Annotated in this window: 18 protein-coding genes and 3 tRNA genes; 14 read left to right on the top strand and 7 right to left on the bottom strand. The window is 64.2% G+C overall.

Translation table 11 applies throughout. From position 1 onward, the window contains the following. Positions 1–187 precede the first annotated feature (187 nt). Entirely contained in the window at positions 188–1,300 is a 1,113-nt protein-coding gene (locus tag JOF47_RS21280; protein WP_210002659.1) for a C40 family peptidase, read from the bottom strand. A 349-nt stretch (positions 1,301–1,649) separates the two neighbouring features. Next, a complete protein-coding gene (locus JOF47_RS21275; RefSeq protein ID WP_210002657.1) occupies positions 1,650–2,021 on the bottom strand; it encodes a metallopeptidase family protein in 372 nt (123 codons plus the stop codon). A 185-nt stretch (positions 2,022–2,206) separates the two neighbouring features. Between JOF47_RS21275 and JOF47_RS21270 the strand changes: the two genes are divergently transcribed. The 8 genes from JOF47_RS21270 (at position 2,207) to JOF47_RS21235 (ending at position 5,062) form a co-directional block, all read left to right on the top strand. Beyond that, positions 2,207–2,279, top strand: a tRNA-Glu gene (locus JOF47_RS21270). An 80-nt stretch (positions 2,280–2,359) separates the two neighbouring features. Continuing rightward, positions 2,360–2,433 (top strand) — tRNA-Asp (locus JOF47_RS21265). 55 nt (positions 2,434–2,488) lie between these two features. Continuing rightward, positions 2,489–2,564: transfer RNA gene (locus JOF47_RS21260), tRNA-Phe, on the top strand. A 312-nt stretch (positions 2,565–2,876) separates the two neighbouring features. Then, on the top strand, positions 2,877–3,326 hold the full coding sequence (locus JOF47_RS21255) for an Asp23/Gls24 family envelope stress response protein (RefSeq protein ID WP_210002655.1): 450 nt from the start codon (positions 2,877–2,879) through the stop codon (positions 3,324–3,326). Then, entirely contained in the window at positions 3,323–3,514 is a 192-nt protein-coding gene (locus tag JOF47_RS21250) for a DUF2273 domain-containing protein (RefSeq protein ID WP_210002654.1), read from the top strand. Before JOF47_RS21255 ends, JOF47_RS21250 begins: the two co-directional genes overlap by 4 nt. A 62-nt stretch (positions 3,515–3,576) precedes the next feature. Further along, positions 3,577–3,876, top strand: a complete 300-nt coding sequence (locus tag JOF47_RS21245; RefSeq protein WP_210002652.1) for a hypothetical protein — start codon at positions 3,577–3,579, stop codon at positions 3,874–3,876. Beyond that, positions 3,873–4,451 carry a hypothetical protein gene (locus JOF47_RS21240; RefSeq protein WP_210002650.1) on the top strand — a complete coding sequence of 193 codons (579 nt, stop codon included), beginning with the start codon at positions 3,873–3,875 and terminating at the stop codon, positions 4,449–4,451. Before JOF47_RS21245 ends, JOF47_RS21240 begins: the two co-directional genes overlap by 4 nt. Beyond that, the gene (locus JOF47_RS21235; protein ID WP_210002648.1) at positions 4,448–5,062 is read left to right on the top strand and encodes a hypothetical protein; all 615 of its coding nucleotides are present in this window, start codon (positions 4,448–4,450) and stop codon (positions 5,060–5,062) included. Before JOF47_RS21240 ends, JOF47_RS21235 begins: the two co-directional genes overlap by 4 nt. Positions 5,063–5,087: 25 nt before the next feature. Here JOF47_RS21235 and JOF47_RS21230 read toward each other — a convergent pair whose 3' ends face one another. From JOF47_RS21230 to JOF47_RS21220, 3 genes are read right to left on the bottom strand one after another with little or no spacing between them, the layout of a single operon-like run. Then, positions 5,088–6,086, bottom strand: a complete 999-nt coding sequence (locus JOF47_RS21230; RefSeq protein ID WP_342592890.1) for a YdcF family protein — start codon at positions 6,084–6,086, stop codon at positions 5,088–5,090. Between the two features lie 54 nt (positions 6,087–6,140). Then, positions 6,141–6,992: a DUF8083 family protein gene (locus JOF47_RS21225; protein WP_210002645.1), complete on the bottom strand. Its 852-nt coding sequence runs from the start codon at positions 6,990–6,992 to the stop codon at positions 6,141–6,143. Positions 6,993–6,994: 2 nt separating this feature from the next. Further along, complete coding sequence (locus JOF47_RS21220) at positions 6,995–7,798, bottom strand: exodeoxyribonuclease III (RefSeq protein WP_210002643.1); 804 nt, start codon at positions 7,796–7,798, stop codon at positions 6,995–6,997. A 233-nt stretch (positions 7,799–8,031) separates the two neighbouring features. Between JOF47_RS21220 and JOF47_RS21215 the strand changes: the two genes are divergently transcribed. The 6 genes from JOF47_RS21215 to JOF47_RS21190 all read left to right on the top strand — a co-directional run bounded on the left by JOF47_RS21215 (position 8,032) and on the right by JOF47_RS21190 (position 14,539). Then, the gene (locus JOF47_RS21215; RefSeq protein ID WP_210002641.1) at positions 8,032–9,531 is read left to right on the top strand and encodes a CoA-acylating methylmalonate-semialdehyde dehydrogenase; all 1,500 of its coding nucleotides are present in this window, start codon (positions 8,032–8,034) and stop codon (positions 9,529–9,531) included. 8 nt (positions 9,532–9,539) lie between these two features. Further along, entirely contained in the window at positions 9,540–10,613 is a 1,074-nt protein-coding gene (locus tag JOF47_RS21210; RefSeq protein ID WP_210002639.1) for an enoyl-CoA hydratase/isomerase family protein, read from the top strand. A gap of 14 nt (positions 10,614–10,627) precedes the next feature. Then, entirely contained in the window at positions 10,628–11,554 is a 927-nt protein-coding gene (gene mmsB / locus JOF47_RS21205) for a 3-hydroxyisobutyrate dehydrogenase (protein ID WP_210002637.1), read from the top strand. A gap of 136 nt (positions 11,555–11,690) precedes the next feature. Then, positions 11,691–12,506 (top strand): hydrolase, encoded by an 816-nt coding sequence (locus tag JOF47_RS21200; RefSeq protein ID WP_210002635.1) that lies wholly within the window; start codon positions 11,691–11,693, stop codon positions 12,504–12,506. A 122-nt stretch (positions 12,507–12,628) separates the two neighbouring features. Beyond that, a complete protein-coding gene (locus JOF47_RS21195) occupies positions 12,629–13,744 on the top strand; it encodes an ABC transporter permease (RefSeq protein WP_210002633.1) in 1,116 nt (371 codons plus the stop codon). A gap of 66 nt (positions 13,745–13,810) precedes the next feature. Next, positions 13,811–14,539 carry an ABC transporter ATP-binding protein gene (locus JOF47_RS21190; protein ID WP_210002632.1) on the top strand — a complete coding sequence of 243 codons (729 nt, stop codon included), beginning with the start codon at positions 13,811–13,813 and terminating at the stop codon, positions 14,537–14,539. Positions 14,540–14,625: 86 nt separating this feature from the next. On the opposite strand, the gene JOF47_RS21185 is transcribed toward JOF47_RS21190, so the two are convergent. Beyond that, positions 14,626–17,514, bottom strand: coding sequence for an exo-alpha-sialidase (locus JOF47_RS21185; protein ID WP_210002630.1), 2,889 nt, complete (start codon positions 17,512–17,514; stop codon positions 14,626–14,628). 212 nt (positions 17,515–17,726) lie between these two features. After that, the gene (locus JOF47_RS21180; RefSeq protein ID WP_210002629.1) at positions 17,727–18,254 is read right to left on the bottom strand and encodes a MarR family winged helix-turn-helix transcriptional regulator; all 528 of its coding nucleotides are present in this window, start codon (positions 18,252–18,254) and stop codon (positions 17,727–17,729) included. Positions 18,255–18,286: the final 32 nt, after the last annotated feature.

The following is an 18,286-nucleotide window of genomic DNA, read 5'->3' as shown; positions in this document are numbered from 1 at the left end:
CATTCCCACTGGCAACATCAGTCTCACAAGTAACAGCAATTACAGCAGTGTAATTATTCGAAGCTTGGGCATGGCATTTTGAAAACTATTCCGGGCATGCGAAGGCCGCGCTGACGTGGATGATCCGGAGTCAGCGCGGCCTTGGTTCTGCCAAACGGAATTGCGTAGAGGCGTACGGGATAATTTCTTAGTAGCGTCCCGCGTACTTGTAGATATTTCTCATTCCTGCATAGTTCAGGTTGTTTACGGAAATACCGGCGCTTGGGTTGCGTGCATGAGCGATCTTGCCGCCGCCAATGTAAATGGCTACATGGTAGAAGGACCGGCCGCTGTTGGAGCTCCAGAAGACCAGGTCGCCCTTCTGCATTTTTGAGAGCTTGACCTTCTTGGGTGCTGCCTTGTACTGGGATCCCGAGGATCGCTGCAGCTTCTTGCCACCCGTGGAAAATGCCTTGCCGGTGAAGCCGGAGCAATCGAAGTACATCGGGCCACGGGCGCCATAGCGGTACTTGTACTTGTTGTTGCCCGCCACCTTTTTGGCCCACTTGATCGAGGTATCGATGCGCTTCGCGCGGGAAATCGCGGTTGGGAGCTTGACTGTTGACCCAGCAATGGACGCAGCGCCCAGGGCGCCGGTCGACATGGCGGCTTTGTCAAGGGTTTCCGGGTCGAGGCGCGGGTCATTAACAGGATCGGGAACCGTGGATTCGGACTCCGCCAATGCGGCCATGAGTTCTGCTTCGCCGCGGCTTTCCGATTCCTTCTGCAGGCGGGCGGTTTCAACGGCTACGGATGTGTTGTGTGCTTTCGCGGAGGCGGCTATAAGTTCCGTGCGCTTGGCGGTCAACTGCTTATCGGCCTGCGAGTACAGCGACTGCGCTGAGGCGGAGAGCTCAGTGGCCTTTTGCCGATCGAGTTCGGCTGAACTGGTAGCGAACTTGGAAAGCGAGGTGCCGGACAGTGATGCGGTGTCTGTTTTGGCCTGCGCGGCCACTTCGCCGGCAACAACAACGTTCCCGGCGGCTTCAAGCGCGGCGGCTTCGGCGTTCTGAAGCGCAATGTCGATCCGGGCTATTTCGGAGTCTAGTGATTTTGCGGATTTGGCCGGCGAAATTGAGGCAACAGCCAAGCTTGCGGTGATGTTTTCGATCAATTTTGGATTGATCGCGGAATCGATCGAGGTCTCTGTGGACGCCACTGACGGTGTTGGTGCAGGGGCCGCCGTTGCGGCGGACGCCAGTACGGAACTGGCTACGAGCGCGGTGCTGGTCGCAATGACCATGTGTTTAAGAATTGACATGGATTTCCCTAACTGCCTTGCAACACAACCGGGTTTTGGAATCGTGGCCGGGCGAACCCTATTAGCAGCATGGGCCTGCTGAGTCGCCGATCGTTCTTGGTCACGGGTTGAGTTACTTCCCCAAGAAGTAGGAGTGGTGGGGTGGCTAATGCAACGAATGCATAACGATCATGCAAGACGAATTGGGCGCTTGTCGAGGTTTAGATCTCGAAAAGGTCTCGAACAGTACAATTTTCGTGATCGTTTCGTGACCTTCTCCATTTTGCGAATCGTGGTCTCATGTGGGGGTATGCGCTGAATTGTCAGGTGGGGCGCGGATCACAAAAATTTTTTTCGGATTTAATGCGATTCAGCCCCAGCCGAGCTCATGGAGACGCTGATCGTCGATTCCGAAGTGGTGGGCGATTTCGTGGACGACGGTGATTCCCACTTCCTCGACAACCTGTTTTTCAGATGAGCAGATCTCCAGGATCGCGTCCTTGTAAATGGTGATTCGATCGGGAAGGGCCCCCGCGTCCCATCCTCCGTCCCGGTCCGTCAGGGAGGTTCCTTCGTAGAGGCCCAGCAATTTGGTGTCCGGGGCCTCGCCGGGCATCGGGGTGTAGGAGTCCTCGATGAAAATGACGACGTTGTCCATCAGGGCCAGGAGGTTGTCCGGGATTTCATCCAAGGCCTGTTCGGTGAGCTGTTCAAATTCATCGTCAGTCATTTCGAATGCCATGATTTGAACTCTATCCGTAGGCCCCATGTGGAGCCGGAGGGGTTGATTGACGTGAAAATCCTTGAGTTGTCGGGGTTTTCATGGTTTTTTGGCCCACAAGGAACTCTCGTTTTGCGCGATCGGATTTTTACCTCTATAGTTATTGGAGTCCGCTGCGGCGAAGAAATTCAACGCAGAGGTTCCTGGCCCCCATCGTCTAGCGGCCTAGGACACTGCCCTTTCACGGCAGCGGCACGGGTTCGAATCCCGTTGGGGGTACGCATGAAATGCGGATTTTACAAGAGCGAAAAGCTCTGGTAGAGTTCTTGTCTTGTGAGCGAGGGAGACTTCGCAAGTAAGGCCCTGTAGCGCAGTTGGTTAGCGCGCCGCCCTGTCACGGCGGAGGTCGCGGGTTCAAGTCCCGTCAGGGTCGCTTTGATTTTCTGGTTCGCCGGAAGATCGGGTGATCATCTAGCCTGATGATGCCAGGCTCTGTAGCTCAGTTGGTAGAGCGTTCGACTGAAAATCGAAAGGTCACCGGATCGACGCCGGTCGGAGCCACCATCTAAAACCCCCTTGGAAACAAGGGGGTTTTTGCTTTAACTAGTCGCGCCGGAATCCGGGAGCGCCACCGTGAAGGCTGCCGGGATTTCGATTTACCTGGCTCTGGAAGCTCGCGCCGAAAATCCCTTCCGCGCCGATCCCGGGATCGCCGGCCGGCTTTCGCGACACTGCGCCCCATTTTGTTCCTATATATAGGCATCTATATGAGCAACGTCAGCCCCCCAATTCTTGCCGAGCACCCATCTTGCGACGCGGATCACATTCGGTTGTAGGCTGGGGATAGGCAACCGGATGACCGTGAGGAGCGCAAACATGGTTGAACCACTCGACCACGACCTACCGCTGCGTGGTGCGCAGCCAGCGGGAGCTAGTGGAACAACCAAGTTAACGGATTTGGCCATCGCCAAGGTCGCGGCAGGAGCCGCACGCGATATTCCCGGCGTGCATGCGCTGGGGCTTGGAACCTCGCGTGCGCTGGGGGCGATCCGCGACGCCGTTGGCTCAACTTACGAACCTGCCCACGGGGTCAGTGTGGAAGTCGGGACGACGCAAGTAGCCATCGATATCGTGCTTACCGCCAGCTTCGGCGTTCCGTTGCACGAACTGGCCTCGAAGGTACGTGAGTCGGTTTTTGCCGCAGTGCAGGAACTCACCGGGTTGCAGGTCATCGAAGTGAACATCGAGATTGGTGACGTGCACATCCCCGTCCCGGACGAACGCACGGCCAAGCAACATGAGCCAAGGCGGGTGGAACACGAATGAAACCGACATTGATTGGTGCACTTTTAGGGGCAGTCCTGGCGTGGGCTGCACTTTCATATGGTTTTGGCGGATTTTTGTTCATGGCGTTGTTCATGGCCGTTGGGGCCCTTGTCGCACGTGTCCTGGAAGGACGTTTGGACATTCGAGCATTGAGGGACGCCCTGACAGGTCGGCGATCCTCGTCATGAATGCCCGTGTCGAAGAAGTAGCTCCGCGTCAAAAGTCCGAACTGCGTCCCGGATACACAAGGGTGAGCGCGCAGGCACTGAACAGTACCGCTAGGGTAGTCGCAGGCGACCTATTCGGCGTTGACCCCTATCTGGTTCGGGTGTTCATGAGGGACGACGCGGGATTCCTGGCGTTGGGAATCAACTTGCCCTTGCCCATCGTGGCGGTTGCGGGCCGGACCACCGGTTCGCTGATGGACAGGGCGCGGGCACAACGCACATTGCTGGGTGAGAAATTCACGGAACTGACCGGAGCCGTGGTGAGCAGGGTGGACGTCCGTATCACCGGCGTGGTGAATGCGCACCCCAAGGAATCCCCATGACCCTTGAGGAATATGCGAAAATCCGCGAACGCGAACTGACCAGTGGCCGTTCGCCGGCGGCAATCGTGATCGCCAGCCTGGTCATGCTCGTTGGCATCTACGCACTTTTTGAAGCGGTGCTCAAGGCCATCGGCCAAAAGCCCCTTCTGGCCATGCCCGAAATCTGGTGGCGCTGGATTGCGACCCTGCCCGGAATCGTGGATCCAGTTGTCGTGGCGTTGGCGGGGTTGGCAAGCGTGTTTCTCGGTGTGCTTTTCCTTGCACATGCATTCAGAAGGGGCCGTTTGGCGAAGCACTCGATGCGGTGCGAAGATGCCGTGTTGATCATGGACGACCAAGTGCTTGCCGCGACCTTGGCGCGCAGGGCCCGACTGGAAGCCGCGGTCGGCCCGGGGCAGGTTCTGGTGGTGGTCAAGGGCGAACAAATCGACGTGCAAGTGCGCCCGACGTCCGGGACCCCTCTGGGCCCCTCGGCGATCGTGGCGGGCTTGGAGGATGAATTGCGGATCAACGCCGTGGAGCCGACGCCGCACATCAGCGTACGGATTGCCGAAAGCGGGGTGATCGGACAGTGAACCAGACGCCGCGACTGCTCAACCGGATCCTGATCGGGATCTTCGGGGTGTTTTTACTGGCCCTGGGCATCCAGCTGCTGCTCATCGCCACGATGCCCGACTATGCCCGCGGGTGGCAGGGCCAGGCCGAAACATTTGGCGGAGACTTCCAGCGGCTTCTGCTGGCCACCACGCTTTCCGGGCAGAAGGACTCCTGGCTGTGGATCATCGTGGCAGCACTGTTGCTTGTTGTCATCCTGCTCATGATCTGGTGGATTTCCGTCCAGGGCCGGGGACGCACCAATGAATACGTCAGCGCCTACTTCGACGACGAGCCAATGCCCGGCCGGGTGGAAATATCGGGCGAGGCGGTGGAGCAGGCGATTCGTGCCATGCTGGGCCACCGCGCCGACGTCGTTTCCATCAGTGTGAGCATCTGGGAGCGGGTTCCCGTGCCCGGCCTGAAAATCAAGGTGCAGCCGCGCAAGGGCGTGGAACCTGGGCGACTGGGGCGTGAAATCATCGACGCGGCACGGGCGACGCAGGAATTGATGGGTGCCCGGGGCCCGGTTGTTGTCTATCTGGCGGCCGGGGCAAGATCGCGGTTTGCGCGCAGCGAACGGGTCCAGTGACCGTCGGCGGGGATGCCCGGGCGACTCAGCCTTGGGCCAACATGGCCATGATGAGCATCGCGGTGAAGGCGACAAAGGGGATGCAGAGGATCAGGTGCAGCCATTTGTGCTCAACCAGCACCGCCACGAATTCCCGCAGGAACGCGCTCGGAAGGTAGTATCTGGCGGTCGGGGCGCCGACCACTTCTGCGTCCAATTTCAGACTTCGGGCCAATAGTGCGGCGCGCAGCACGTGGTAGTTGTTGGTTACCGCAACAAGCGCCCCGGAACGGCCCGACGCGGCAAAAAGTTCGGATGACAACCGCAGGTTTTCCTCGGTGTTCACGGCCTTGTCTTCGACCAATATGTCGGCCGGGACGACTCCGGCCCCGAGCAGGTATTCGGCCATGGCCGTGCCCTCAGCGCGGGATTCGTCGTGCCCCTGGCCGCCGGAGGGAATCATCACCGGCCGCGGCGTGGTCGACCTGTAGATTTCAAGCGCACGGTCCAGGCGGCTGCGCAGCAACGGCGGGACCTGGCCGTCCAGCAACCGGGAACCCAGCACCACGATTCCCGCCGGTTTGTGCAGGCCCGGCATCCGGCCGTAGGCGATGGCGTAGGAAAGGAAAACGACAAAGACCACGCCGAAATAGCTGCACAGGAAGAAGAGTAGCGCGGCCAGGCCGATCGCCCATGCCTTCATGCTAAAGACCAGGACTGCGGCGAGGATGGGCAATGCGATCAGCAGCAAGCCCAAGGCAAGCGACATGAGATTGCCCAGGCTCCGGCCCTCGGAACGCATCATCACCACGCCGTTGCGGATCAACGTCGCCGCCAGCACCATGATTGCCAACGGGACCAGGGCCAGCAGCACCAGGAAAACCATCGAGAATCCCGGGAACCATGCGGCCAGGAGACTGCTGAGGGCGGTCAGGGCGAAGTAGCATGCGGCAACCAGCACCACCCCGTTGCGCAGCATCCGCCGGTCCTTGCGACGCAGGTAAAAATACAGGGCAAAGAGGAGGATTGCTGGAATCAATGACACGCCTAGAGCCTACCAACGCCTGCGGTCTGCCCAGTGGTCCGGGAGGCGCGGTTCCTAGTTCGCGCGTGCGAGCTGCCGCACCGCTAGCCAGCGGTTTGAAAGCCGGCGATAGGCGGCGGCTGCACCCGCCATGTCTGAGTCGGCCAGGGATTCGATGCCCAGGCGCAGGTCATGCGGGGAGTCGTCGGGCCACACCAGTGCCGCGATGCGGCCGTAGTCGAGTTCGACCATCGAATCCTTGTCGAAGAGCAGCAGCCATTCGCTCAGGGCGGTGAGTTCGTCAAGCAGGTCCATCTCCGGGGCATGGATCGCCAGGGTTGCCGCCGCATAGCGCGCCCGGTTCAGGGCCTGGTGCAACGGCGTGTAGATCCTGCTGGAAAGCAGCTCTTCCTCGTCCTCGATGACCTCATACTCGTCGTCCTCGTGCACCAGCACAAACCAGCCAAAGGGGATGCCCCAGGTTGCCGTGCGGGTGTGCAGGTGCGCAAGGTCGTCGGTGAATTGCTGCTCGTCGACGCGCAACGCGTTCGCCGCGCGCGCCGCGTTGGGAACCAGCAATTCAAGCAATTGCGGGCGCATCGAGCCGTCGAGTTGTTCCGATGCCAGGATGGCCCGCGTTGCCAGCTGGTCGGGGCAATACAGTGTGTGGGGCGCCCCGTCCCAGCCGGTGATGCTCAGCTTGCGAAACACCTCGTGGTGCTGGTGCGGGAAGGGGTCGGAAAGCTGTCGGGTGAGTCGCTTGAGTGCGTTGGAGGCCGTTTCGTCCTCCAGCGTTTCACGGTCGCCGTGCCGTGTGCCGGTGATCAGCAGCTGGTCTTCGTCGGAGAACGCGCTCAGCGGTTCGTAGACGCGCAGGTAGGAGGTCGGCGGAAGGGCCCGTCGGTTTCCTCCGTTGACCTGTTGCATTCCTAGTCCAGCTCCACGATGACGGGGGTGTGGTCCGACGCGCCCTTGCCCTTGCGCTCTTCGCGGTCGATGCTCGCCCCGGTAACCCGTGCGGCCAGGGCGGGGGAGGCGAGGGTGAAGTCGATGCGCATGCCTTCGTTCTTGGGGAAGCGCAGCTGGGTGTAGTCCCAGTAAGTGTAGGTCTTCGGGGTGTCGGTGTACGGGCGGACCACCTCGACGAAGCCCGTCTCGATGAACGCCTCGAAGGCGGCGCGTTCCGGGGCCGTAACGTGGGTCATGTTGTTGTCCCGGAAGAAGTCGATGTCCCAGACGTCCTCGTCCCGCGGGGCGATGTTCCAGTCGCCCATCAACGCGACCTGGGCCTCGGGGTTCTCGGCGATCCAGCCGGCGGCCTGCTTGTTCAGGGTGTCGAGCCAGGAGAGCTTATAGGGCATGTGCTCGTCCTCCAATGCCCGGCCGTTCGGGACGTAGAGGCTCCAGATTCTCACGCCGCCGCAGGTCGCAGCGATGGCGCGGGCCTCTTGGACGGGGTCCTTGCCGCCCTTGCCGAACGCCGGCTGGTCGGTGAAGGTGCGCTGCACATCGTCAAGCCCCACGCGCGATGCGATGGCCACGCCGTTCCACTGGCTGAGGCCAAAGTGGGCCACCTCGTAGTCGTTGTTTTCAAACAATTCCCACGGGAAATTCTCGTCCTTGCATTTGGTTTCCTGGATGGCCAAGACATCGACGTCGGAGCGGCGGAGCCAGTCCTCGACGCGATCGGCGCGGGCACGAAGGGAGTTCACGTTCCAAGTAGCAATCTTCACCTCTCCAACCTATCAACTCTGGCTCCGGCGGTCAGGTTTGCAAGCCCGATTCCCGGGTCCGGCTTTGCCGTGCGGCGGGTTGCCCGCTTCCGAAAGGCCAAGGGCGGGGACGCGCAGCCGGCGGGCAACACCTAGCAATTTAGTAGGAAGTCCGAGTACATTTTTGTCTATCGAGTGGCGCGCATCACAGGGCGCGGCTGTGGCTAGGCGTTTTGCGAAGGAGCAACAACCTCATGACCCGTGAACTTACTCATTACGTGGGCGGTGCCCATGTAACCGGTGCCTCGGGGCGTTTTTCGGACGTTTACAACCCGTCGACCGGCACCGTGCAGTCGCGTCTTCCCCTTGCCTCCGCGCAGGAGGTGCGCGACGCGATCACGGTGGCCGAGGCCGCGCAGGTCGAGTGGGAGGCCACCAACCCGCAGCGCAGGGCCCGCATCCTGAACAAGTTCGTGGACCTGGTCTACGAGAACATGGATGAGCTCGCCGCCTTGCTCACCAGCGAACACGGCAAGACCTTCGCCGATTCCAAGGGTGACATCCAGCGCGGACTCGAGGTTGTCGAATTCTGCGCGGCTGCCCCGCACCTGCTCAAGGGCGAATTCTCCGACAGCGCGGGCACGGGCATCGACATTCATTCCATGCGCCAGCCGCTCGGCGTGGTTGCGGGGATCACGCCGTTCAACTTCCCCGCGATGATCCCGTTGTGGAAGGCCGGGCCTGCCATCGCCGCAGGCAACGCCTTCATCCTCAAGCCCTCCGAGCGCGACCCTTCCGTCCCGCTGCGCCTGGCCGAGCTCTTCACCGAGGCGGGCCTGCCCGACGGCATCTTCAACGTCGTCAACGGGGACAAGGAGGCCGTCGACGCGCTGCTGGAAGACCCGCGCGTCAAGGCCGTCGGCTTCGTGGGATCCACCCCCATCGCCCAGAGCATCTACGCCACCGCGGCGGCGCACGGCAAGCGCGCCCAGTGCTTCGGCGGAGCCAAGAACCACATGGTCATCATGCCCGACGCGGACCTGGAGATGGTTGCCGACGCCCTGATGGGTGCCGGCTACGGGTCCGCGGGCGAACGCTGCATGGCGATCTCGGTGGCCATCCCGGTCGGCGACGAAACCGCCGACGCCCTGGTCGCCAAGCTCACCGAACGCATCGCGCAGCTGAAGGTGGGCGACGGCATGGACGAAAACGCCGACTTCGGCCCCGTCGTGGCGCAAATCGCCAAGGAACGCATCGAGAACTACATCCAGACGGGCGTCGAGGAGGGTGCCTCGCTGCTGGTCGACGGTCGCGGGCTCAGCGTGCCGGGCCACGAGGGTGGCTACTGGGTGGGCCCGACCTTGTTCGACCATGTCACCGACGATATGCGGATCTACAAGGAAGAAATCTTCGGTCCCGTGCTGTGCGTGGTCCGGGCCAAGGACTACGAGGAAGCGCTGCGGCTTCCCTCCGAGCACGAGTTCGGCAACGGCGTCTCGATCTTCACCCGCGACGGGGACACTGCGCAGAACTTCTCCTCCCGGGTGCAGGTGGGCATGGTCGGGGTGAACGTCCCCATTCCCGTGCCCATCGCCTACTACACCTTCGGCGGCTGGAAGGCCTCCGGCTTCGGGGACCTGAACCAGCACGGCGCGGACGCATTCCGTTTCTACACCAAGACCAAGACCGTCACGACGCGCTGGCCCTCGGGCATCCGCGAGGGCGCCAGCTTCATCATGCCGGCGGGAAGCTGACAGCCCCCATGAATGAACCTGAAGTCATCTTCGAGGTCCGCGGCAGCCTGGGCCTGGTCACGCTGAACCGGCCCCGGGCGGTGAACGCATTGAACCGCGCCATGGTCGAGGCCATGCTTGAGCGGCTCTCCGCCTGGGCGACCGACCCGTCGGTGTCACAGGTGCTGGTGCGGGGGGCGGGGGAGCGCGGGCTGTGCGCCGGCGGGGACATCGTCGCGATCTACCGCGACCTGCTTTCCGGCGGCGGTGAAACGGCCGGGTTCTGGGAGGTCGAATACCGGCTCAACGCGCTGATCAACTCCTATCCCAAGCCCTACATCGCCTACATGGACGGGCTGGTCCTCGGCGGGGGCGTGGGGATCTCGGCCCACGGTAGCCACCGCCTGGTCACCGAACGAACCCGCAGCGGCATGCCGGAAACGACGATCGGCTTTGTCCCGGACGTCGGGGGAACCTACCTGCTCTCCCGCGCGCCGGGCCAAAGCGGCGTCCACGCGGCGCTCACCGGCGCACACCTGGGTGCTGCCGAGGCCATCTACCTGGGGCTGGCGGACCACCTTATCGATTCGGGCAGGTCCGCGGCGCTCTTCGAGGCCCTCGAAACCACCCCCGTCGACGAGGTTCTTCCGGACTTCATCCGGCCCGCGCCGGAATCGGCGCTGGCCGCTTGGCGGCCCTGGCTGGACGAGTCCTACGGCCGGCCGCGGGTGCAGGACATCGTGGCCCGTCTGCGGGAACTGGCGGCGGACGGCAACATCGATGCGGCAAGGACGGCCGAAACCCTGGCCGGGAAGTCGCCCACGGCCCTGGCCGTCACCCTCGAATCGCTGCGCCGCGCCACGGCGCTGGGTTCGCTGGAGGCCGCCCTCGGGCAGGAATACCGTGTGGGCTTGCGCTTCCTTGAATCCGCGGACTTCCCCGAGGGCATCCGGGCGCAGGTCATCGACAAGGACTACGAGCCGGCATGGCAGCCCGCAACGCCGTCGGAGGTCGGCGACGAACTTGTCGCGGGGTTCTTTGCGCCGCTCGGCGACCATGAATTGAAGCTCGGCCCAAGCGCCCTCAGCGACGCGATCGATTGAAAGTGGAGGACACCATGACAGAGACAAGCCCCTCGGATTCCGGCCGCATTGCATTCCTGGGCCTCGGCCACATGGGCGAGCCGATGGCCGTGAACCTCATCAAGGCCGGATTCGACGTCGTCGGATTCGACGTGGTGCCCGCGGCCGTGGAAGCCGCGAGGGGCGCCGGGGTTCCGTGCGTGGACACCGCGGTCGAGGCGGCCACCGGGGCCGAGATCGTGCTGACGATGTTCCCCTCCGGGGAGATCCTGCTCGACGCCTACCGCGGGGTCGACGGGCCAGGGCTGCTGGAAAGCGCGCCCGCCAACACCATGTTCCTGGATTGCTCGACGATCGACGTGGCCCAGGCCCGCGAGGCCGCGGAACTCGCGCTGGCCGCCGGGCACCGATCGGCCGACGCCCCGGTGTCCGGCGGGGTGGTCGGCGCCGAGGCGGGGACCCTGACGTTCATGATCGGCGCCGAGGACGCGGACCTGGAGCACATCATGCCGCTGCTTGAGGTCATGGGCAGGAAGCTTGTCCACTGCGGCGGGCATGGCGCGGGGCAGGCGGCGAAGGTCTGCAACAACATGCTGCTTGGCATCTCCATGATCGGTGCCGCGGAGGCCTTCGTGCTCGGCGAGAAGCTCGGGCTGAGCCACCAGGCGCTCTTCGACGTGATCTCCACGGCGTCCGGGCAGTGCTGGTCGGTCACCACCAACTGCCCCGTCCCCGGACCTGTTCCGACCTCCCCGGCCAACCGCGACTACACCCCCGGATTTGCCGGGGCGCTCATGGCCAAGGACCTCGGGCTGGCGCTCAACGCGCTTGAGCATACGGGCGTCGCCGCGCAGCTGGGCCCGCTGGCCGCGCAGATCTACCGGAAGTTCGCCGACGAGGGCGGTGCCGGGAGGGATTTCTCCGGCATCATCACCGACATCAGGGGGCGTTCGCAGGACTAGTCCTGCCACAAAGTACCAAGTCGCACCCGGTGTTCGCGTTTGTGACGCGAACACCGGGCGGCGGCTTGACCGCAACCGTTGTTGAGGTTTGTAGGATGTTGCCGACCGCCCGCACCCCGACGAAAATGGAAACACCGTGACCATCTTCAGCTGTTCCACCTGCGCCATCGAGCACGCCGATGCGCCCCGCCCGCCCAGCAGCTGCGAAATCTGCAGCGACGAACGCCAATTCGTGCCCCGGAGTGGACAGTCCTGGACCACCCGCGACGAACTCGAAGCACGCGGCTTCCGTCTGGTTGTCCGGGAGCTGGAACCCGACCTTTACTCAATCACCACGGAGCCGGAACTGGGCATCGGACAGCGCGGGCGGCTGGTCTGCACGCCGCACGGCAATGTCCTGTGGGAGCCGCCGGGATTCATCGACGAGGCCGGAGCCGCCCGGATCGAGGCGCTTGGCGGGGTCGCCGCCATCGCCTCAAGCCACCCTCACCTGACCGGCTCCTCGATCCAATACAGCCACCGGTTCGGGCGGGCGCCCGTATACGTGGCGCGCGCGGACAGGGAGTGGATACGCCGACCCGATGCGGTGATTCGACTCTGGGAAGGGGAACTCGAATTGCTGCCGGGCTTGGTGATGCACCAGTGCGGAGGGCACTTTGCGGGCAGCAGCGTGCTCCACTGGCCCGCGGGAAATGCCGGCCAGGGCGCGCTGCTGACCGGGGACACGCTCGGGGTCGGGGCGGACAGGAAGTCTGTGAACTCCATGCGCAGCTTCGTGAACAACATTCCGCTGCCCGAACGGGCAATCCAGCGCATCCTGGACACGGTGCTGCCCCTGGACTTCGACCGCCTGTATTCCGCGTTCGGGGAACTGCCCGGGGACGCGCACGTCATCGTGGAGCGCTCGCTGCGACGCTACATGTCCTGGGTGCGCGGGGACGAGCCGGAATAGTTGACACCAATCGACCAAATGGTTGATGTGCGGGTGGACCCGAAAACGGAGGATGGGAGATAAGAAGGGGGATCGTGCCTGTGGCAGGAGCCCCGATCATCCACCGAAAGTGAACCTCCCACGTGTTTCTCGCCATCCGCGACATCCGCTTCGCCAAGGGCCGCTTTGCCCTCATGGGCGGGGTCGTTGCCCTCATTTCCCTCCTGCTTGTCATGCTCTCGGGGCTGACCGCGGGCCTGGGAGACCAGTCCACCTCGGCGCTGAAGAACCTGGGCTCCGCGAACCAACTGGTCGACAACGTCGCCTTCGGCGCGGCCACGGGCAACGCCCCCAAGGCCTCCTTCACCGAAAGCCAGGTGACCAACGAGCAGGTCGACGCCTGGAAGAAGCAGCCGGGCGTGGCCTCGGCCGAGCCGCTGGGCATCAGCCAGACCCGATTCCAGGGCGGCGCCGCCGGATCCGACACAAGCACGGGCACCACCAACGTTGCGGTCTTCGGTGTTCCGGCGGGCAGCGGATTGGCGCCGCTGCCTGTCTCGGAGGGCGAGGCCGTCATCGGTGAATCCGTGGCGAAGGACCTGTCACTGAGCATCGGCGACACCGTTTCCATGGCCGGCGTCGACCTCAAGGTGAGCGGGATCGCGGCGGACAGCTGGTACTCGCACACCTCGGTCGTCTACACCGCCCTGGACTCCTGGGCGAAGCTCGCCCACCTGGGTGAAACCACGCAGGTCGGCACCGTCATCGCCGTGACCAACGAACCGGGGGCAACGGTTGACCAGGACGCAGCCAACGCCGCGGCCAACACGGTGAGCACCACCCGCACCGGCTCCTTCGCCGCACTGGGCTCCTACAAGAGCGAAAACGGATCGCTGCTGATGATGCAGGCCTTCCTCTACGGCATCTCGGCCCTGGTGATCGTGGCGTTCCTGACGGTCTGGACCGTACAGCGCACCCGCGACATCGCAGTGCTCAAGGCCCTGGGTGCCTCCGGGAACTACGTGCTCCGCGATGCGATGACCCAGGCCGGCATCGTGCTGCTGCTGGGCGCGGGCGTCGGCGGCGGCATCGGATTCATCGGCGGCAGCTTCGCCGCCAAGGCGGCGCCGTTCATGATCAGCCCGGCCACCACGCTGGTGCCGATAGTTGGCGTCGTCGTCCTGGGCCTGGCCGGGGCAGCGCTCGCCGTTTCCCGAGTGACCAAGGTCGATGCGCTCATCGCCCTCGGCGGAAACTGATTTCCGAGCCTCCCTCCCGGCCCCGCGCCCTCCCTATCTTTCCCGTCTGAAAGGACACAGCGCACCATGACCTCCTACACCAGCGACAGCGACAGCGCCACCGGCGCCAAGGCCCTGCAATTGATCGACGTGACACTCGAGTACCCGGATGGCCAGGAAACCATCAAGGCGCTGGACTCCGTGAACCTCGCCGTGGGCGCGGGCGAAATGCTCTCGCTCATCGGCCCGTCGGGCTCCGGCAAGTCCTCGCTGCTGGTGGCCGCCGCAACGCTGATCCGCCCCACCCACGGCCTGGTCATCATCGACGGGACCACCGCCAGCGACCTGAACGACAAGGAAATGACAACACTGCGCCGCGAAACGGTGGGCATCATTTTCCAGCAGCCCAACCTGCTGGCCTCGCTCACGTCCGCCGAGCAGCTCATGGTCTCCGACCACCTGCGCGGCAAGCCGTTGAAGGAAGCCAAGGCCCGCGCCCTGGAACTGCTGGACGTGGTGGGTCTCGCCGACAGCGCCAAGAAGCGCCCGCACCAGCTTTCCGGCGGCCAGCGCCAGCGCGTGAACATCGCCCGCGCGCTGATGGGCCAGCCCAAGGTGCTACTGATCGACGAGCCGACGGCCGCCCTTGACCACGAACGCAGCGAGTCGATCGTGCGCCTGCTGGCCCAGGTGACCCGGGAGTTCGCCGTGGCCACCGTGATGGTCACGCACGACACCGAGTTCATCTCGCTCACCGACGCGGTGGCCACCATGCGCGACGGCGTGTTGGGGGCAACCGAGCTCGTCGCGGCCTAGTTCCGGGGAACCGGAAGCACGACGCCCGGTGCCAGGAAGGTTAAATCCTCCCCGGCACCGGGCTTCACTTGTTGTGAGGGGTCCGGCTACTTGACCTTCACCACGAGGGTCTTGCTCTCGGTGGATCCTGCCGCGTTGCCGAGTACCGCGGTGTACCTGTAGGTGCCCGGGGCCTTGTCCGCGAAGGACGTGCTGGCCTTCTGGGCCGCCGGGGTGGCGGCGGCCAGGGTCTGCTGGTCAACGACCGTGCCGTTTTCATGGAGCGTGTATTCGGTGGCGTTGGTGCCCCACCACAGGTTGGTGGTGAGCGTGTAGTCCTTGGCGAACTTCGCGCCCTCGAGGGTCAGGTCCGGCTTGGCGGGATTCGCGTCCTTCACCTTCACGACAAGCGTGGCGGTCTTGGTGGTTCCGGCGGCGTTGGCCAGTTCCCCGCGGTAGCGGTAGGTGCCGTTTGTCTTGCCGGAGACCTTGACCGTGGCCTTTTGGGCCGCGGGGGTGTTTGCGGTGAGCTTCTGCGTGGAGATCTTCACGTCGTTCTCGTACAGCGTGAAGGTGCTGGCGTTGCTGCCGCTGGCGAGGTCCATGGTGACCTTGTAGTCGCCGTCCGCCAGACCGGTGTCCCGCCCGTTGTCGTGCGAGAGCACGGCCTTGGCCGGGGCGCTGGTTGCAGTGTCTTCCGGGGCGACAGGGAGCTTGTATACGCCGAGTGCGGCTGTTGCCTCGAGGGCGGTGGCGCCGTTGGCCGCGCTGAACGCGAGCGAACGCCCGGCCAGCTTGCCGGCGGCCAGATCGTCCGCCGTGAGCGTGTGCTTGACGGTGTAGTCGGTGGATGAACCCACGGCCAGTTGGCCGGCGATGAGTCCGGCATCGGAAATGCCGGTGAGCCGGACGTTGCCCGCGTTCTTCAGGTTGACCACGTGTGTCACGACGTCGCCGACGGAGGCGTAGGAGTCGGCGTCGACGTCCTGAAGGGCCGGCGCGCCGGCCGATGCCTCGAGCCGGGGTGCGCGCACCAGCAGGTCGACCTCGTCGCCCACGATGTCGTAGCCGTTGACCACGTCGTAGTTGGCGTTGATGCGCCCGACCGTCCACTTGGTGGTGGGGACGAAGAAGCCGTCTGCCACCTCGTCGGCGGTCACGGTGTGGCGCGGCGTGGCGCAGGTGTAGGAGGTGCCGGCACCCAGGTTGCCGTAGCGGCAGTTGCCGGCGGGGCTCGCCTCGCCGACGGGCTTGGCCGCGAACGGTGTGAAGTTGCCTTCGGTCGGGACGACCCATTGTGCAATGTTCGAGGCGCTGGTGACCTTGAAGGAGTAGGGCAGCGCATCGCCCGCGGCGTAGGGGCTGACCGCGAGGTCGCGGCCAGTGTCGTTGCGGTTGCCCTGGACCTCGATGCCGGTGACTTCCTTGCCGGCGATGGTGGCACGGAGGTTGCCCTGGGCGGTAGTTCCGTCCGCGGCGGTGAAGATCGTCTGCAGCAGGTACTTGCCGTTGGCCGTGACGGGAACCTTGACGTCGAGTTCGACGGTGCGCGATTCGCCGGCCGGAAGGTTGGCGATGTCCACGCTGTTTGAGGCGAACTTCTGGCTGGCCGCCAGCGCGAGCGCACCGTTGAGCACGGTGTCTTCCTGGTTGGTGACTGTCACCGAAAGCTTGTGCGTGGCGCCGGCGTCGGCGGTGAAGTCCTTGGAGGCCTGCGGGGCGCAGACGTAGTTGAGCCATTCCTCGTCGAAGGACGCGAACGGCATGGAGTCGGTGTAGTTGCCCTCGTAGAGCACGCCGAACTTGCCGTCGGCCAGGGCCGCGGCCGAGGAGTAGGCGGAGAAGCCGTGGCGGATGGTGCGCAGGCCGGGCCAGCTGGCGCCGTCGTCGCAGGAGACGCGGGCCGAGACGTTTTCGCGTCCGGTCTGCGAGTTGGCGCCGGTGTAGAGAAGCTTCTTGGCGTCCTTGCTGCCGGCCGCGGCGCCCGGGTTCAGCTGGGTGATGTGGGCGTTGTTGGTGGGGTCGGGCAGGTTCGTGTCCTGCTTGACCTCCGAGTAGCTTTCGCCGCCGTTGGTGGAGATCGCGACCTTGCGGTAGCCGCCGTTGCCCGAATCGCGGGAGTTGAGCATGACGCGGCCGTCGGAGAGTTCCACGACCTTGTTCTCGTCCATGGCGCTGCCGGTGAATTGGCCGCGCTGCCACGTGGCACCGTGGTCATCCGAGTACACCGAGTAGGACTGGTAGGTGCGCGATCCGTTGGCCAGCTGCACGTCGCCCGCGTACTGCTGGATGAGCCGGCCCGCATACTCGCCGCGGGTGAGCTGGATGCCCTGGCCGGAGGTGGCGAACATGCTGCGCACGGCGCCGGCGGTGGGTGTCGAGCCGGAGCCCGGCTTGACGACGTCGGTGATCAATCGCGGTTGACTCCAGGTGAGGCCGCCGTCGGTTGACTCGACGACCGCGGCGCTGATGACCTGGCGGTTGGCGTCGTCGTTGCCCCAGGCGCTTCCGTGGAAGCCCTGGTCCTTCGAGTAGACGAAGAAGGCGAAGACCTTGCCGGATTCGGCATCGACCACGTAGCTGGGGTCGGAGTAGCCGTACTTGGGTCCGCTGGCATCGCCAATGTGGCCCGCTGCGATGGTGGTCAGTGGGCCCCAGGTCTTGCCGTTGTCGGTGCTGCGGCGCTGCACGATGGTGTTGGGGTTCGGTGAATCGGCCGCGTTGCCGGGACGCGCGTCCCAGGACGACAGCACGACGCCGTCGCCCAGGTGGGCCAGCGCGGGGATGCGGTAGAACCAGTTGTTTTCGGTGCGGTCGGCAGCGAGGTTCTGCTCGGTGAAGCTTCCCGGGGCGGCCTTGGGGTCGGCGCCGGGGATTGCTGTCGATGCGAACGCGGCGCCAGCGGTCGAAACCGGGACGATCAGGCTGAGCGCGGCCAGCGAGCCGAGCCAGAAGGCCTTTCTGGGCGCGCGCGAACGACGGGTGGAATGTGTCATGGTGTGCGGATTCCTTTCACACAGAATCATCTTGGGGCTGATTCGATCAGGACATACGACATGGGATGTCCTATGTAAAAGTATGTGAGCACCATCACTGAACGAGGTGGATGTGGCGTTTTCTCGGCGCGTCGCGTTAAGCCATCAGGTTGCATAAATACAGGTCAAGACCACCAGGGGAGGACGTATCGGGATGCCGGCGACCGCCGGGGCTATGCTCCTGCGGTTTCCCCGGGCTGGCCGAAGTCGCCTGCGTCGCGGCGGAACTTCGCAAAGATGCGGATCAACGTTCCGATGTCCCGATCGGAGAATCCCGAGTCGGCAAAGACGCGGCCGTTGAGCTCCTCGGTTGCCGCCGCGGCCAGCTCCCGTCCTTTGCTGGACAGGGCGATCAGCGTGGTGCGCTTGTCGGTCGGGTGCTTGGTGCGGGCCACGAGCCCGGCGCTTTCAAGCCGGTCCACCGCGTTGGTCACCGACGTGGCGTGAACCTGAAGTAGTGCGCTGGCCTTGCTCATGGCCAGTGAGCCGTCCCTGGCGAAACTCAGCAGGGCCAGCAGTTCGTAGCGCGCAAAGGTCAGCCCGAAGGGCTTGAGCACCGCTTCCGCGCGCTGCAAAATGATCTGCTGCGTTCGCATCAGCGCGGTGATCGCCGCCATGGGTTCTGCCACATCGCCCCACCCACGACGCTCCCAGTTGAGCTGGGCGTCCAAGATGGGGTCGCGCGGTAACGGCTGGCTCATGTTCCCTCCGGGTGAAAGTGTTGCCCAAGTTT

This window comes from Paeniglutamicibacter kerguelensis (assembly GCF_017876535.1).
GTDB classification, from domain to species: Bacteria; Actinomycetota; Actinomycetes; order Actinomycetales; family Micrococcaceae; genus Paeniglutamicibacter; species Paeniglutamicibacter kerguelensis.
This window is presented reverse-complemented; position numbering and strand designations above follow the sequence as displayed.